We start from the raw sequence: 14,521 nt of genomic DNA on the forward strand, positions 1-14,521 counted from the left end.
GGGCGGCCGCTAGCCGGTCGCGTCGAGGACGGGGATGAGCTGCTCCTCCTCGTACGCCAGATGGGCCTCCAGCTCGACGGTGAGCCGCGCGACCTCCCGGCGGACCTCGGCAGGGTCGGCGTCGGGAGCGCCGACGACCCGCTGGAGGCGTGCGACGAGCACCGCGATCCGTTGGTGTTCCTCGCGCAGCCGCGCCAGGGTCGGGGCGAGGCCGGGGCGTTGCCCGTCGAGGGCGGCGAACATACCGTCGTCCTCGTTGGTGTGGTGGTGGTGCAGGCCCTGGCAGACGGTCAGGCAGTTCACCCGCAGCTGCGCGCCCAGGCCCGGGCCGGAGCGGTCGACCTCGTCGCGGATCAGCGCGAGTTCCCGCCGGAACGCGTCGTGGACCAGTTTGAGCGCCGCGCCCCAGGACGGCGCGTTCGGCGGCCCGCCCGCCACCTGGCGCAACGCCAGCACCGGGATCACCCGCGACGTCTTCGCCTGGTACGCGGCCCAGCCCGGGTCGGCCTCCACGGCCCGGGCGAAGACCGCGTCGCGTTCGTCCCCGGTCAGCACCTGCGCGCGCGCCTGGTAGGTGAAGACGCCGTCCTCCACGGTGGCGAGCGGGTCGGCGCGCAGGTTGTGGTACCAGTCCGGGTGCTTCGGGCCGCCTCCGGCGGAGGCGATGACCAGGATGCGGTCCGAGTCGGGCAGGTAGCCGACCGGGGTGGTGTGCGGGGCTCCGGAGCGGGCCCCGGTGGTGGTGAGCAGGATGAGCCGGGCGCCCCCGAAGGGGCCGCTGACGCGGCCGGCGTTGGCGCGGAACTCGTCGATGATCTGCTGGTTGAAGTCGTTGGGCATGCTCTGCTTTCTGCTGTGCAGGAGGAGTGCGGCCACAGTGGATCGCCCGTCTGGCGACCGGTGGCGGCGAAGGTGGAGTCGCGCCGGCGTACGACCGGCGTGGACGGTGGGAGGGGCGCGCGAAGCGGTGGACGCGACGTCGACACCGGAAGATGTGGCGCATCGGCGGGCCGCGGGCCCGCCCCCGGCTCACCGGATGGCCGGGTGCCCTGTCCGCTCGTGGCCCATGGCCGACCCGGCAGTCACGGGTCCGACCCTAGCGGCCTGCGGCGGCCGAGGGCAACGATGTTCGGTTGCGCCGGCGGTGGGACGCTGGCACGGTCGGGGGATGATCGAACTGACCGGCGCCGACGTGGACCGCGCGGTGGCCGAGATGACCGCTGTCCTCGGCCCGCACACCGGACGGGACTGGAGCGTGCCCGCCGGCGGGTTGGAGTGGAGTTGCTGGACCACCGCCGCGCACGTGGCGCACGACCTGTTGGCGTACGCCGGTCAGGTCGCCGGGCGACCCGAGGCGGCATACCTGCCGTTCGACCTGGTCGTCTCCCCCGCCGCCGGGCCGGCCGAGGTGCTGCGGGTCGTCGCCGCCTGCGGTGGGCTGCTGCGGGTGGCGGTCGACGCCGCCGCGCCGCAGACGCGCGCCTGGCACTTCGGCCCGTGCGATCCGGCGGGCTTCGCCGCGATGGGGGTGGCGGAGACGCTGCTGCACACCGACGACATCGCCCGTGGTCTCGGCGTGCCGTGGCAGCCGCCGGAGCGGCTCAGCGCCGGCGTCGTGCGTCGGCTCTTCCCGGACGCCCCCGCCGGGCCGGCTCCGCAGGTGCTGCGGTGGCTGACCGGCCGCGGTGAGCTGCCCGGCCGGCCGCGGCGCACCTCGTGGTCGTGGCAGGCCGCGGTGGGGTGACGCGGGCTACGCCGCCCGGCGTCGCCAGGGCAGGCGCCAGGCCCGACGGGGTCTGCCGCGCGGCGGGGCGGGTGGCGCGGGCTCCGGTGCGGGCGTGGCGGCGGGGCGCCGCTCGGCTCGCCAACGGCGTACGACGTCGTCGGCGTTGACCGGCCGCACGGTGACCCGCGGGCCGGTGGGCATGCGCAGCCAGGAGATGATCGCGGCGTTCAGGTCGGCGACGAACGCGCGCACCGACTCCTCGGTGGGCAGGTCGCGCACCTCGTCGGGCACCTGCTCGACGCGGCGGCGCAGTTGCAGCGGGGTCGGCAGCAGCAGGTCCGTCGGGAGCTTCTCCCGTTCCAGGAAGCTCTTGATCCACCACGACTCGTCGTACGGCTCTCCCCGGCCGGGGATCGGCTTGCCCGCGCCGGGCAGGTTGTCGAACTCGCCCTGCTCCTGGGCCGCGCGGATCCGCGCCTCGACCGTCGCTTCCCAGCTGTCCACCCGCCGACACCTCCCCGGCCCACGGTAACGCGGCCACCGCTGTCGGCGCCGCCGGAAGGGACAGCGCGGTGGCGGTGCCGGGCATTCCCGGCGGTCAGGCCCAGCGGGCGTGCCGGTGGCCGTCGCGGGGAAACGGCGGGCGGGCCGCCAGCACCTCCTGGAAGCGGTAGCCGGCCTTCTCGGCGACCCGGCAGGACGTCGGGTTGTCGACCTGGTGCATCAGGTCCAGCCGCCGCAGGCCGGCGAACCGGGCGAACGCCCAGCCGGTGACCGCGTCCAGGGCGTGCGGGGCGATGCCGCGGCCCCGGGCGGGCGCGGCCGTCCAGTAGCCGACCTCGGCGTCCCCGCGCCCCGCGGCGACTTTCTTGAGCACCACCTGGGCGACCAGGGTCTCGCCGGCGGGGTGCGGCTCGACCACGGCGAAGCTGAACCGGCACCCGTCGTCCCAGTCGCGTCGGGCCGCCGCCACGAAGCGGCGCGCCTCGGTGGTCGTGGTCACCGGCGCCCGGGTCCAGCGCAGCAGCACCGGGTCCCGATACGCCGCCACCAGGGCGTCGGCGTCGTCGTCGCGCCAGGGACGCAACGACAGTTCCGGCAGGGTCGGGGTGGCCGGTGCGCGCAGCATCGGCCCAGTCTCCCCGCTGCCGTCGCCGCCGTGGGGGCGCGGGTCGGGCCCCACGCACGGCCGGCCCGGTCGCGCCGCCGACGTCGGGCGGCGGGCTCGGCCCGGCCACACCCTCCGAGTTGCCGTTCCGGCAACGATGTTTGCCACCTTCGTCGCTTCCGGCGGACAGTCGGGTCGGCGGCGGGCGTGGGATCCGCCGACGACGGAGGGAGATTTCCGTGCGTGAGACGTACGACGTGGTGGTCGTGGGCGGCGGCGCGGCCGGGCTGAGCGGGGCGCTGGCCCTGACCCGGGCCCGCCGCTCGGTGCTGGTCGTGGACGCGGGCGAGCCGCGCAACGCGCCGGCCGGGCACGTGCACAACTACCTGACCCGCGAGGGCACGCCACCGGGCGAGCTGCTGGCGGCCGGCCGAGCCGAGGTGGCCGGCTACGGCGGGGAGTTCGTCCACGGCGCCGTCCGCTCGGCGATGCCACGCGACGGCGGCGGGTTCCGCGTGGCCCTCACCGACGGCCGCACGGTCGACGCCCGGCGGCTGCTGGTGACCACCGGCCTGGTCGACGAGCTGCCCGACGTGCCGGGACTGGCCGAACGGTGGGGCCGCGACGTGCTGCACTGCCCGTACTGCCACGGATGGGAGGTGCGCGACGAGCCGCTGGTGGTGCTGGCCACCGGCCCGCTGGCCGCGCACCAGGCGCTGCTGTGGCGGCACTGGAGCGCCGACGTGACGGTTGTGCGGCACGGCGGGTGCGCGTTCACCGCCGAGGAGGACGAGCAGCTCGCGGCCCGCGGCGTGCGGGTGGTCGACGGTCCCGTCGCCGCGCTCGAGGTCGCCGGTGACGCGCTCACCGGGGTGCGGCTGGCCGACGGCGAGGTGCTGCCGTGCGGGGCGCTGGTGGTGGCTCCCCGCTTCCACGCCCGCGCCGACGTGCTGACGTCGCTCGGCCTCGCGGCGGTGGAGCAGGAGATGGGCGGCCAGGTGATCGGCAGCGCCGTCCCGTCCGACCCGACGGGGGCGACCGCGGTCCCCGGCGTGTGGGTGGCCGGCAACGTCACCGACCCGCGCGCCCAGGTGGTCACCTCCGTGTCCGCCGGTTCGGCGGCCGGCGCGGCGATCAACGCCGACCTGGTCGCCGAGGAGACCCGCGCGGCCGTCGCGGCCCGCCGGGCGCCCGATGCCGGACGCCGGCCGGCGCAGGTGCGGGCGTAGGGTCGGCGGCAGCCGAGTGGGACGGGACGGGGGTCGACATGGTCGGTACGGGTGCGCTCGTGGGGATCGCGCTGGTGGCGCTGGGGCTGGTGCTGACCCCCGGCCCGAACATGGTCTACCTGGTCTCCCGGTCGGTGGCCCAGGGCCGACGGGCCGGGCTGGTCTCGCTGCTCGGCGTCGCCGCCGGCTTCGGCGTCTACCTGGTCGCCGCGGTCGCCGGCATCGCCACGGTGTTCGTGCTGGTGCCCGCCCTCTACACGGCGGTCAAGCTGGCCGGGGCGGCGTACCTGCTGTGGCTGGCCTGGCAGGCGCTGCGCCCCGGCGGGCAGTCGCCGTTCACGCCAGCGCCGCTGCCGCCCGACCCGGCTCGGCGGCTGTTCACCATGGGTCTGGTCACCAACCTGCTCAACCCGAAGATCGCGATCCTGTACGTGTCGCTGCTGCCGCAGTTCATCGACCCGGCCCGGGGCCACGTCGCGGCGCAGAGCCTGGTGCTGGGGCTGACCCAGATCGCGGTGGCGCTCACGGTGAACGCGCTGATCGTGCTCACCGCCGGCGCGCTCGCCGGGTTCTTCGCCCGCCGGCCGCTCTGGCTGAGGGTGCAGCGGCTGCTGACGGGCACGGTCCTGGCGGCGCTGGCGGTGCGCATCGCCGCCGACCGGTCCCGCGCCGCCGTCGCCATGCCCTGACGCCGCACCCCGACGTGCCGTGCCCACCGCCGACGCCGTGGGCAGGTAGCCGGGACGCTGACGGTCCGTTCAGAGCGAGTCGGGCTGGTCGAGCGCCGGGTGCCGCTCGCCGGGCGGGGCGTGCCAGGTGGGGGCGTCCTCGCGCAGGGTGGTGTCGATGCGCAGCCGCGCCCAGTCGTCGAGGTCGGGCAGGTCGGCCGGGTCGAACCAGCCCACCTCGAGGGACTCGTCGTCGTTGACCCGCGGTTCGCCGCCCACGGCGTGGCACCGGAACCACACGTTCAGGTACTCGCAGGCGTCGCCGTTGGGGTAGACGACCGGGTGCGTGGCGACGCCGCCGACCCGGTCGATGCGTACGTGCACGCCGGTCTCCTCGTACACCTCCCGCAGGAGGGTGTCGGCGGGCTGCTCGCCGGGGTCGATGAGGCCGCCGGGCAGGGACCAGCGGCCGTTGTCGGCGCGGCGGGCCAGCAGCAGCCGACCGGCGTCGTCACGGACGACCGCGCTGACGCCGGGCAGCAGGAGCAGGTCCGCGCCGACGTGGGCGCGCAGCTTCGCGACGTACGGGGAGACGGCCACACCGGACACGCTAGTCGGCGTCGGCGCGGTGCCGGCGGACCAACCCGCACAGGGTCGGCCGCTGCGCCGGTGGGGGCCGGGCAGCGCAGTAGACTCCGCCCTCGATGGACGCCCACCCCGCCGCCGCCGCCGACACCCGCCCCTGCGCCCACTGTGGTCGGGAGGTGCCGCAGCGCGTCGGCGCCGGCCGGCCGTTCCGCTACTGCCGCGACAACGACGGCGCCTGCCAGCGGGCCTCACGCAACAGCCGGATGCGGCACCGCAACGCCCCCGGCCTGCCCGGCCAGGTGGCCCGCACCTGGGAGGCCGTGGACCGGCTGGAGCAGGTCGCGGAGACCCTCGCCGAGGCGCTGCACGCCGAGCTGTCCCCGGTCGGCGTGGAACGCCAGCTGGCGCAGGCCCGCGCCGACGCGGCGACCCAGGTGGCGGCGGCCCAGACCGAGCGGGACGAGGCCCGCCGCGACGCCGAGGACGCCGCCGCCGCGGCCGTCCGGGCCCGCGAGGAGGCCCGGTCGGCCGCCGCCGAGCGGGACACCGCGCGCGAGGAGTCCCGACGCGCCGCCGAGCAGGCCACGAACGCGGCCGAGCGCGCCGACCGGGCCGAGGCGGCCCGCGACGAGGCCCGCCGGCAGGCCAGCGCCGCGGAGGCGCTGCGGACGCAGGCCGAACGTGACCGCGACGCGGCCCGCCACGAGCTGCGTGCCCTACGCGCCGACCTGGACGTGGAGCGCCGCCGGGCCGCCGACCTGAGCGGTGAGCGGGACGCCGCCCGCGGCGATGCCGACCGGGCGGCCCGCGACGCCGCCGAGGCGCTCGACCGGGCGCAGCGCCTGCACGCCGACGCCGAGGCGGCCCGCGAGCGGGCCGACCGGGCGCGCGAGCAGGCCGAGCAGGCGCGGGCCGAGGCCGCCGCGGCCCGGACGGCGGCCGCCGAGGCCGTGCGCGCCCGGCAGGAGGCCGAGGCGGCCCACGCGCAGGCCGGGGCGGAGGCCGACCGCGCCCGCGCGGACCTGGCGGCGCTCGCCGGCCGGCACGACACGCTGGGCGCGGAGCTGGCCGCCGCGCGGGACGCCGCGACCGCCGCGCAGGGCCGGCTCGACGAGCTGGCGGTACGGCTGCGCGCCGCCGAGACCGACCGCGACGAGGCGCACCGGCGGGTGGCCCAGCTCGCCGAGCAGGTCAGCCACCTCGCCGCCGCCCTGGCCCACCTCGGCCCCCGCGACGCGGGCCCGCCGACCACCTGAACCGGCCCGACAAGCCGACGGTCTGCGCCGGCCCGACTGGCCGACGGTCCGGGCCGGCCCGACTGGCCGACGGTCCGGGCCGGCCCGGCGCGGCGGGCCGGCACGCCCTGCCCGGGTGAAGGCGTGCCCGTCGTCCGGGCGGGGACGACGGTGTCCGGGGTGTGGGACGCCACCGACCGCGGGGCAACGGCGACAGTCGCGACGGGACGATGATGGCCGGGTGGGAAAGACACACGAACGCATCGAGGGCCGGCTGCGCACGTTCATCGAGGAGCAGCCGCTGTTCTTCACCGCCACCGCGCCGCTGTCCGGCGACGGCACCATCAACCTGTCCCCCAAGGGACTGCGCGGCTCCTGGGCGGTGCTCGACGCGCGCACCGTGGCGTACCTGGACTTCGCCGGCAGCAACGCCGAGACGATCGCGCACCTGCGGGAGAACGGCCGGATCACGCTGATGTGGTGCGCGTTCCAGGGGCCGCCGAACATCGTCCGGGTGCACGGGCGCGGCGAGCCGGTGTTCCGCGACGACCCCCGCTGGGCCGAGCTGATGGGCCACTTCCCGGACGTCGACACCAGCGTGCACGGCCTGCGGGCGATCGTCGTGGTGCGCGCCGAACTGATCCGCGACACCTGCGGCTACGCGGTGCCGTTCATGACCTACGACGCCGACCGGGACCTGCACGGCAAGCGGTTCTCCCGGGAGGACGACGCCTCGCTGAGCGACTACTTCGCCGGCAAGGAGCACATCGCCCGCAGCATCGACGGGCTGCCCGGCCTGCCGCTGCCGCTGCCCCCGACCCCGGCCGCCTGACCCGGCCGCCGCACGCCGGGCCCCCGGCGTGCGGCCCGGCCGTCCGGCGGCGCCCAGCGCGCCTGCCGCAACGGCACGGGCACGGCCTGCCGCGACGGCACGGGCACGGCCCGCCGGCCTGGTCAGTGGATGCCGGCCATCAGGCCCCGGATGTGCCGGGCGAACATCACCGCGCCGAGCCCGAGGGCCGCCGAGGCCAGGCCGAAGGTGAGGAAGTACGTCGGCTCGGGCCAGGTGTCGGCGAGCCGGGCCACCTGCCCGCCGATCGCGTCGCCGACGGCGGTGGCGAGGAACCACAGCCCCATCATCTGGCTGGCGTACTTGACCGGCGCCAGCTTGGTGGTGGCGGACAGGCCGACGGGGCTCAGCGACAGCTCGCCGGCGACCTGGATGGCGTACACGGCCACGAGCCACCACGGCGAGACCAGGTCGCCGCCGACGGCGGCCTGGGCGGCGGCGGCCATCAGCACGAACGACAGGCCGTTGAGCACCAAACCCACGGCGAACTTCACCGGGGTGGAGACCCGGTGGCCCAGCCGCAGCCAGAGCAGCGCGAACAGCGGCGCCCCGATGATGATCAGGATCGGGTTGACCGACTGGAGCCACGACGCGGGGAAGGTGAACCCGGCGACGTCGCGGTCGGTGTTGTCGGCGGCGAAGATGTTCAGCACCGACCCGGCCTGGTCGTAGATCAGCCAGAACGCGGCGGCGAAGACGAACAGCCACACGTACGCCTTCATCCGGCTGCGTTCGGTGGCGCTCAGCTCCCGGTCCACCATGATCCGCACGAAGTACCCGATGGTGATCAGTACGGTGGCGGCGGCGAGCAGGTTGACCACGGTGTCGACGGTGAACGCCCCGGCCACGGCGAGGACGACGACCGCGAGCACGACCAGGGTGGCGACCGCGCCGACGCGGGTCAGCGCGCGGCGGCGGTCGGCGCCGAGCAGCGGGTCGGCGGGCCGCGCGCCCGCGTCGCCGAGGTTGCGCCGGCCCAGCACGTACTGCAGCACACCGAAGGTCATGCCGACCGCGGCGGCCCCGAAGCCCAGATGCCAGTTGACCTTCTCGCCGAGGAAGCCGGTGACCAGTGGGGCGGCGAACCCCCCGATGTTGATGCCCATGTAGAAGATCGAGAAGCCGGCGTCGCGACGCGGGGAGTCCCGGTCGTAGAGGTCGCCGACCATCGTCGAGATGTTGGGCTTGAGCAGGCCCGTGCCGACGACGATCAGCGCCATGCCCGCGAAGACGCTCCACCGCGTCGGGATCGCCATGACGTAGTGCCCGGCGGCGATGACGACCCCGCCCCACAGGACGCTGCGGCGGGCGCCGATGAGCCGGTCGGCGACCCAGCCGCCCGGCAGCGCCATCAGGTAGACCATCGCGTTGTAGGTGCCGTAGACGGCGCTGGCGCTGGCCTCGCCCATCGCCTGCCCGTCGTCGGCCACGGACGCGGTCAGGTACAGCACCAGGATCGCCCGCATGCCGTAGAAGCTGAACCGCTCCCACATCTCGGTGAGGAAGAGGGTGGACAACGCCCGGGGGTGCCCGAGGAAGGTCCGCCCGGAGGGCGGACGGGACTGCACCGGCGCGTCACCCACCATCGCAACCTCCGCTCCACTCGGGCGGTTAACATCCCCGTTGGCAACGGAAACACTCCACCCAACCGACCCGGCCGGGGACGACCCCGCCGGGCGGCTGGCATGGCCGGCTACCCTGGTTCAGGCTCGCCCGGCGGCGCGGCAGCGCCCCGGGCGGGAATGGCCCGGCGGGAACGGACCGTTACACAGAGAAGACCAGCACCACCAACGAGGGGAAGTCGATCATGGGCGAGCGTATGCTGCGCGGAAGCCGTCTGGGCGCGGTGAGCTACGAATCCGACCGCAACACGGAGCTCGCGCCGCGTCAGACCCGCGAGTACCTCTGCGCCAAGGGTCACCAGTTCGAGGTGCCGTTCGCCGTCGACGCCGAGGTCCCCACGACCTGGGAGTGCAAGTTCGACGGCAGCGTCGCCCGGCTGGTCGACGGCAGCGAGCCGGAGCAGAAGAAGGCCAAGCCGCCGCGTACCCACTGGGACATGCTGCTGGAGCGGCGCTCCATCGCCGAGCTGGAGGACATCCTCGCCGAGCGGTTGCAGGAGGTTCGCACCCGCCGCGGCCGCGCCTGACCCGCACCGCACACGCCACGGCGCCCCGGGAGCCACGCTCCCGGGGCGCCGTCGTGTCCGGGCCCGTTGCGGCCGTTGTGTCCGGGATGAGCCCTGCGCCCGGATCAGTTGCGGCCGGGCTCGACGATCTCGCCCTCGATGGCCCGGCCCCCGTCGACCACGGTCGGCGGCGGCTCGGCCGTCGGGCGCGGCGTGGGCTGCGGGGCGCCCCGGCGCACCCGCACCCGGCGGGGCCCGAACAGGTCACCGGCGACCATCGACGACACCCGGCGCTCCGCGGCACGCTGCACCCCGCCACGGGCCAGCCGACGTACCGGCGGCACCAGCAGCAACAACCCCACCAGGCCACTGACCAGGCCGGGGGTCGCCAGCAGCAGCGCGCCGACCAGCCCGACGAGACCGTCGGTGACCTGCCGTCCCGGCGGCTGGCCGGCCTCCGCGGCGGCCCGGAAGCCACGCCAGGCGCGCATGCCCTCCCGGCGCAGCAGCACCAGCCCGAGCAGCGACACCGCGAACACCGCCAGCAGCGCCGAGCCGAACCCGATCGCCCGGCCCACCACGACGAACACCGCCAGCTCCAGCAGCACCGCCAGCAACAGGCCCAGCGGCACGTACCTCAGTCCTCGGCGCATCTCACCTCATCCGCCATCCGCGGCGCGGTCGGTCCGCGCAGGCACTGCGTCCAGCATGACACGGCGACGCTCAGGGCCACCGCACCTGACCGTCGGGGGTGCCGTGCAGGCCCCGCCGTACCGCCAGCCGCCGGTCCTGCAGGCCCCACGCGGTGATCCGCCACAGCGCCTCCGCCACGATCAGCGGGCTCATCTTGCTGCTGCCGCGCTCCCGCTCGGCGAACGTGATCGGCACCTCGACGATGCGCGCCCCGGCCTGGTGCGCCAGCCGCGCCAGCTCCACCTGGAACGAGTAGCCCTGCGAACACACCGACGCCAGGTCGATCTCGTCCAGGGCGGACAGCCGGTACACCCGGTAGCCGCCGGTGGCGTCGGACACCGGCATGCCCAGCGCCAGCCGCGCGTACAGGTTGCCGCAGCGCGACAGCAGCAGCCGCCGCAGCGGCCAGTTCACCACCCGCGCGCCGGTGGTCCACCGGGAGCCGATCACCACGTCGGCGTCGCGGGCGGCCGCCAGCAGCGTGGGCAGGTCCTCGGGGGCGTGCGAGCCGTCGGCGTCCATCTCCACCACGGCGTCGAAACCACGCTCGCGGGCCCACGCGAACCCCGCCAGGTACGCCGCACCGAGGCCCTGCTTGCCCTCGCGGTGCAGCACGTGCACGTGCGGGTCAGCGGCGGCCAGGGCGTCGGCGACCGCGCCGGTGCCGTCGGGGCTGTTGTCGTCGGCGACGAGGATCTCCACGGCCGGGGCGGCGCGGCGCACGCGCGCCACGATCGACGCCACGTTGTCGGCCTCGTCGTAGGTCGGGATCACCACGAGCACCCGACCCAGGCCGGGGTGGCCGGCGCGTGGCCCTCGGGTGTCGGTCGTCTCGCCCACCGTCGCTTCCCCTCCGCCGGATTGCCGGCTGGTGTCATCCGGCGCGGTGCCGGCGGCGCAGCACGGCCGCGCCGACCAGGGCCGCCACCGCCAGGGTGGCCAGCGCCGCCTCCGGCCACAGGCCGACCCGGGTGGCCAGGGTGCGCCCGTCGTCGAGGCGCAGCTGCCGCACCACGACCGCGCGGGTGTTGAACCCGGTGGCGTCGCTTACCCGCCCGTCGGGGGCAACGAACCCGGACACTCCGACCGTGGAGGCCATCAACGCCGGCCGGCCGTGCTCGACCGCCCGCAGCCGCACCATGGCCAGCTGCTGCCGCGCCTCCGCCACGTCGAAGGTGGCGTTGTTGGTCTGCACCACGAGCAGCTGCGCCCCGCCGGTGACAGTGTCGCGGACCACCTCGTCGTAGGCGACCTCGAAGCAGATCACGTCGCCGAGCACGGCCGGGCCGGTGCGCAGCACGCCCGGCTCGGTGCCGGGCACGAAGTCGGCCCGCACCCGGTCCACCTGCTTACTGACCATTCGGGCGAGGTCGCGCATCGGCACGTACTCGGCGAACGGCACCGGGTGCCGCTTGATGTAGACCTGCTCCAGGTCGGGGCCGGTGCCGGGCCGCCAGAGGATGCCGGCGTTGCGGACCTCGCCGTCGCCGGGGCCGCGCAGCACCGCACCGACCAGGATCGGCGCGCCGATCGTGTCGGCGGCCCGGGAGATCAGGGCGCCGGCGTCGGCGTCGCGCAGCGGGTCGATGTCGCTGGCGTTCTCCGGCCACACCACCAGGTCGGGGCGGCGCTGGGCGCCGGCGGCGACCTGCTCGGCCAGCTCGACGGTGGCGTCGACGTGGTTGCCGAGCACCGCCTTGCGTTGGGCGTTGAAGTCCAGCCCCAGCCGGGGCACGTTGCCCTGCACGATCGCCACGGTGACGGTGTCGCCGTCCCCGGCGGCGGCCACCGGCACCAGCAGCCCGGCGACGGGCACCGCGACCGCGCCGGCGGTCAGCCCGGCGATCGGCGCCCACCGCCGCCGTCCGTCCCACGGCCGCCACAGCGCCGCGACGAGCAGCCCCCCGGTCAGCGCCACCGCGAACGTCACCAGCGGCGCGCCGCCCAGCGCGGCCAGCCGCAGCAGCGGCGAGTCGTCCTGGCTGAACGCCAGCCGCCCCCACGGGAACCCGCCGAACGGGGTGCGGTCGCGCAGCGCCTCCTGCCCCACCCACAGCAAGCCGGTCAGCCCCGGCCAGGCCCACCGGAGACGGTCGGCCAGTGGGGAGGCGTACGCGCTCGCCGCGCCCAGCAGCGCCAGGTAGGCGGCCTGCAGCAGCGACAGCAGCGTCCACGGCAGGTAACCGGTGTGCAGGTTCGTCCAGCTCAGCAGCGGCGCGAACAGCGCCACCCCGGTCAGGAAGCCCAGCCCGGCGCCGGCCCGGACGCGGCGGCGGTGTGTCGCCGCGGCCAGCAGCGCCACGCCGACCGGCGCGAGCGGCCACACCCCGTACGGGGGGAACGCCGCCAGCAGCGCCAGCCCGGCGGCCACCGCCATCGGCGCGGCCAGCCGCAGCGGCAGCGCCCGCGGCGCCACGTCGGGCACGCGCGGGGCGTCGGCGCGCGGCTGGCTGCTGTCCACGGTCGTCACTGGCACCTCACCTTGATCACAGAGCGGAAGGCTACCCGGCGGTCGGCGCGGCACCGGCGACGCCGGTGGCCGCCGGGCGGGTGAAGCAGTCGAGGAATCGTTCGGCGACCCGCCGCTCGCCGGTGACGCGCAGCGCGCCGTGGTGTTCCGCCTCGTCGCGGGGCCGGTAGCCGAACACGACCTCCAGCAGGGTGCGCGGGTCGGTGTCGACGACGGCGGCGCAGCGCTCGCCGGCGCCCCGGCTGATCCGCAGCCCGGCCCGGTCGGCCTCGGCGACGAACCGGTCGGCGCCCAACCGCAGCGCCACCGGCGCCGCCGGCCCGCCGGCGGGGCCCGGGTCGTACGTGGTGCGCAGGGCGAGCATCAGGGCGTCGACGCTCAACCGACCGGTGGCGGGCAGCGGCTGCCGGCTGCCCCACCGGCCCAGCGCCAGCAGGCTCTCCTCCAGCTCCCGGCCGCGTGGGGTGAGTTCGTACACGCGGGCGCTGGCCGGGGGGCCGAGGGTGCGGCGGGTCACCACGCCGGCCCGTTCCAGCTCGCGCAGCCGCGCGGACAGCACGTTCTGGCTCATGGTCGGCAGGCCACGGCTGAGGTCGGAGAAGCGTTTCGGGCCGAGCAGCAGCTCCCGGACGACCAGCAGCGCCCAGCGTTCGCCGACCACGGCCAGCGCGCGGGCCAGCCCGCACAGATCGTCGTAGGAACGCACCCGCCCAGCGTAGCCGCGGCGCTTGCCCGAACGAAGCGAGCACTCCTAATGTAGGAGCGAAGGTTCGAGGGAGGCTCCATGACCGAGAGCACCGCCCTGCCGCAGGGCGCCGTACGACTGCTCGACCATCCGGTGGCGCGGCGACTGCTGGCCTCCACGGAGCTGGCCCGCGTCGCCTCCGTCGCGCCCGACGGCACGCCCCGGGTGCTGCCGATGCTGTTCCACGTCGCCGCCGGGGGCCGGTCGTGACCTACGTGCTGATCCCCGGCGCGGGCGGCAGCGCCGACTACTGGCACCTGCTCGTCGACGAGCTGCGCCGCCGCGGCCGCGAGGCGGTCGCCGTGGACCTGCCCGCCGCCGACGACGCCGCCGCCCTGCCCGAGTACGCCGCCACCGTCCGCGCCGCGATCGGCGACCGGCGCCGGGTGGTGCTGGTCGCGCAGTCCCTCGGCGCGTTCACCGCCCCCTTGGTCGCCGACGACCCGCGGGTGACGATGGTCGTCCTGGTCAACCCGATGATCCCCGCCCCCGGCGAGACGGCCGGGCAGTGGTGGGCGGCCACCGGCCACGCGCAGGCCCGCGCCGACCACGCGGTCGCGCAGGGCCGCACCCCCGGCGACCACGTCGACCTGGCGGTGGACTTCTTCCACGACGTCCCCGAGGCGGTGGTGGCGCGCCTCACCGCCGCCGACGCGCCCGACGAGTCACCGGCGGTGTTCACCCGCCCCAACCCGTTGCGCCGCTGGCCCGACGTGCCCACCCGGGTGGTCACCGGCCGCGACGACCGGTTCTTTCCCGCCGACTTCCAGCGCCGCCTGGCCCGCGAACGCCTCGGCGTCGACGTCGACGTGCTGCCCGGCGGGCACCTGATCGCGCTGAGCCAGCCGCGACGCCTCGCCGACCAACTCGACGCCTACCGCACCCAGGCCCCACCCGCCGACCGCTGAGACGCCGTGGACAGACCGAGCCGGGCAACGCCGACCATCGTTCGACGTGTCATCGCCCACGGGAAGCCTCTCCCGGCCGGCAGGCGACACCGGGCCGGTGGCACCGGATGCGCCCGCTGAACGACGCCTGGCCGCAGAGACGAAAATCGGGGCGCGGCTTGCGCCGCGCCCCG

General features: G+C 76.0%; 17 protein-coding genes. 8 read left to right on the forward strand and 9 right to left on the reverse strand.

Translation table 11 applies throughout. The annotated features are described in order from the left end of the window. Positions 1-9: 9 nt before the first annotated feature. On the reverse strand, positions 10-840 hold the full coding sequence (locus tag ABZ793_RS26755; protein WP_357461968.1) for a nitroreductase/quinone reductase family protein: 831 nt from the start codon (positions 838-840) through the stop codon (positions 10-12). 337 nt (positions 841-1,177) lie between these two features. Here ABZ793_RS26755 and ABZ793_RS26760 point away from each other — a divergent pair, with 337 nt between their 5' ends. Further along, positions 1,178-1,744 (forward strand): maleylpyruvate isomerase N-terminal domain-containing protein, encoded by a 567-nt coding sequence (locus ABZ793_RS26760; RefSeq protein WP_357462003.1) that lies wholly within the window; start codon positions 1,178-1,180, stop codon positions 1,742-1,744. Between the two features lie 6 nt (positions 1,745-1,750). Here the strand turns inward: ABZ793_RS26760 and ABZ793_RS26765 are convergent, their stop codons facing one another. Continuing rightward, on the reverse strand, positions 1,751-2,230 hold the full coding sequence (locus ABZ793_RS26765; RefSeq protein WP_357461969.1) for a DUF1992 domain-containing protein: 480 nt from the start codon (positions 2,228-2,230) through the stop codon (positions 1,751-1,753). A 94-nt stretch (positions 2,231-2,324) separates the two neighbouring features. Continuing rightward, complete coding sequence (locus tag ABZ793_RS26770; protein ID WP_357461970.1) at positions 2,325-2,855, reverse strand: GNAT family protein; 531 nt, start codon at positions 2,853-2,855, stop codon at positions 2,325-2,327. A 218-nt stretch (positions 2,856-3,073) separates the two neighbouring features. On the opposite strand from ABZ793_RS26770, the gene ABZ793_RS26775 reads away from it, so the two are divergent. Both ABZ793_RS26775 and ABZ793_RS26780 read left to right on the forward strand, forming a co-directional pair. Further along, positions 3,074-4,063: an NAD(P)/FAD-dependent oxidoreductase gene (locus tag ABZ793_RS26775; protein WP_357461971.1), complete on the forward strand. Its 990-nt coding sequence runs from the start codon at positions 3,074-3,076 to the stop codon at positions 4,061-4,063. A gap of 38 nt (positions 4,064-4,101) precedes the next feature. Further along, the gene (locus ABZ793_RS26780; RefSeq protein WP_357461972.1) at positions 4,102-4,752 is read left to right on the forward strand and encodes a LysE family translocator; all 651 of its coding nucleotides are present in this window, start codon (positions 4,102-4,104) and stop codon (positions 4,750-4,752) included. Positions 4,753-4,821: 69 nt separating this feature from the next. On the opposite strand, the gene ABZ793_RS26785 is transcribed toward ABZ793_RS26780, so the two are convergent. Next, positions 4,822-5,331, reverse strand: a complete 510-nt coding sequence (locus ABZ793_RS26785; protein WP_357461973.1) for an NUDIX domain-containing protein — start codon at positions 5,329-5,331, stop codon at positions 4,822-4,824. Between the two features lie 104 nt (positions 5,332-5,435). Between ABZ793_RS26785 and ABZ793_RS26790 the strand changes: the two genes are divergently transcribed. Further along, on the forward strand, positions 5,436-6,575 hold the full coding sequence (locus ABZ793_RS26790; protein WP_357461974.1) for a hypothetical protein: 1,140 nt from the start codon (positions 5,436-5,438) through the stop codon (positions 6,573-6,575). Positions 6,576-6,795: 220 nt separating this feature from the next. Further along, positions 6,796-7,386 (forward strand): pyridoxamine 5'-phosphate oxidase family protein, encoded by a 591-nt coding sequence (locus ABZ793_RS26795; protein ID WP_357461975.1) that lies wholly within the window; start codon positions 6,796-6,798, stop codon positions 7,384-7,386. A gap of 122 nt (positions 7,387-7,508) precedes the next feature. Here the strand turns inward: ABZ793_RS26795 and ABZ793_RS26800 are convergent, their stop codons facing one another. Beyond that, positions 7,509-8,990, reverse strand: a complete 1,482-nt coding sequence (locus ABZ793_RS26800) for a peptide MFS transporter (RefSeq protein WP_357461976.1) — start codon at positions 8,988-8,990, stop codon at positions 7,509-7,511. Between the two features lie 221 nt (positions 8,991-9,211). On the opposite strand from ABZ793_RS26800, the gene ABZ793_RS26805 reads away from it, so the two are divergent. Next, complete coding sequence (locus ABZ793_RS26805; RefSeq protein WP_046564157.1) at positions 9,212-9,553, forward strand: RNA polymerase-binding protein RbpA; 342 nt, start codon at positions 9,212-9,214, stop codon at positions 9,551-9,553. Positions 9,554-9,657: 104 nt separating this feature from the next. Here the strand turns inward: ABZ793_RS26805 and ABZ793_RS26810 are convergent, their stop codons facing one another. The 4 genes from ABZ793_RS26810 to ABZ793_RS26825 all read right to left on the reverse strand — a co-directional run bounded on the left by ABZ793_RS26810 (position 9,658) and on the right by ABZ793_RS26825 (position 13,401). Then, positions 9,658-10,185 carry an FxsA family protein gene (locus ABZ793_RS26810; protein WP_350705435.1) on the reverse strand — a complete coding sequence of 176 codons (528 nt, stop codon included), beginning with the start codon at positions 10,183-10,185 and terminating at the stop codon, positions 9,658-9,660. A gap of 70 nt (positions 10,186-10,255) precedes the next feature. Then, the gene (locus tag ABZ793_RS26815) at positions 10,256-11,065 is read right to left on the reverse strand and encodes a polyprenol monophosphomannose synthase (protein ID WP_357461977.1); all 810 of its coding nucleotides are present in this window, start codon (positions 11,063-11,065) and stop codon (positions 10,256-10,258) included. A 34-nt stretch (positions 11,066-11,099) separates the two neighbouring features. Then, on the reverse strand, positions 11,100-12,641 hold the full coding sequence (gene lnt, locus ABZ793_RS26820; protein WP_357462004.1) for an apolipoprotein N-acyltransferase: 1,542 nt from the start codon (positions 12,639-12,641) through the stop codon (positions 11,100-11,102). Positions 12,642-12,726: 85 nt separating this feature from the next. Further along, positions 12,727-13,401 (reverse strand): helix-turn-helix domain-containing protein, encoded by a 675-nt coding sequence (locus ABZ793_RS26825; RefSeq protein ID WP_357461978.1) that lies wholly within the window; start codon positions 13,399-13,401, stop codon positions 12,727-12,729. A gap of 78 nt (positions 13,402-13,479) precedes the next feature. Between ABZ793_RS26825 and ABZ793_RS26830 the strand changes: the two genes are divergently transcribed. Both ABZ793_RS26830 and ABZ793_RS26835 read left to right on the forward strand, forming a co-directional pair. After that, positions 13,480-13,650, forward strand: a complete 171-nt coding sequence (locus ABZ793_RS26830) for a hypothetical protein (RefSeq protein WP_357461979.1) — start codon at positions 13,480-13,482, stop codon at positions 13,648-13,650. Further along, positions 13,647-14,348, forward strand: a complete 702-nt coding sequence (locus ABZ793_RS26835; RefSeq protein WP_357461980.1) for an alpha/beta fold hydrolase — start codon at positions 13,647-13,649, stop codon at positions 14,346-14,348. Before ABZ793_RS26830 ends, ABZ793_RS26835 begins: the two co-directional genes overlap by 4 nt. The last annotated feature ends 173 nt before the right edge of the window (positions 14,349-14,521 follow it).

The organism is Micromonospora sp. NPDC047465, assembly GCF_040643125.1.
Lineage (GTDB): Bacteria > Actinomycetota > Actinomycetes > Mycobacteriales > Micromonosporaceae > Micromonospora.

What these genes read in the sequence shown, in the direction of transcription:
- ABZ793_RS26755 (WP_357461968.1), bottom strand. Translation starts at nt 840, where the DNA reads ATGCCCAACGACTTCAACCAGCAGATCATCGACGAGTTCCGCGCCAAC.
- ABZ793_RS26770 (WP_357461970.1), bottom strand. Translation starts at nt 2,855, where the DNA reads ATGCTGCGCGCACCGGCCACCCCGACCCTGCCGGAACTGTCGTTGCGT.
- ABZ793_RS26780 (WP_357461972.1), top strand. Translation starts at nt 4,102, where the DNA reads ATGGTCGGTACGGGTGCGCTCGTGGGGATCGCGCTGGTGGCGCTGGGG.
- ABZ793_RS26790 (WP_357461974.1), top strand. Translation starts at nt 5,436, where the DNA reads ATGGACGCCCACCCCGCCGCCGCCGCCGACACCCGCCCCTGCGCCCAC.
- ABZ793_RS26800 (WP_357461976.1), bottom strand. Translation starts at nt 8,990, where the DNA reads ATGGTGGGTGACGCGCCGGTGCAGTCCCGTCCGCCCTCCGGGCGGACC.
- ABZ793_RS26805 (WP_046564157.1), top strand. Translation starts at nt 9,212, where the DNA reads ATGGGCGAGCGTATGCTGCGCGGAAGCCGTCTGGGCGCGGTGAGCTAC.
- ABZ793_RS26810 (WP_350705435.1), bottom strand. Translation starts at nt 10,185, where the DNA reads ATGCGCCGAGGACTGAGGTACGTGCCGCTGGGCCTGTTGCTGGCGGTG.
- ABZ793_RS26830 (WP_357461979.1), top strand. Translation starts at nt 13,480, where the DNA reads ATGACCGAGAGCACCGCCCTGCCGCAGGGCGCCGTACGACTGCTCGAC.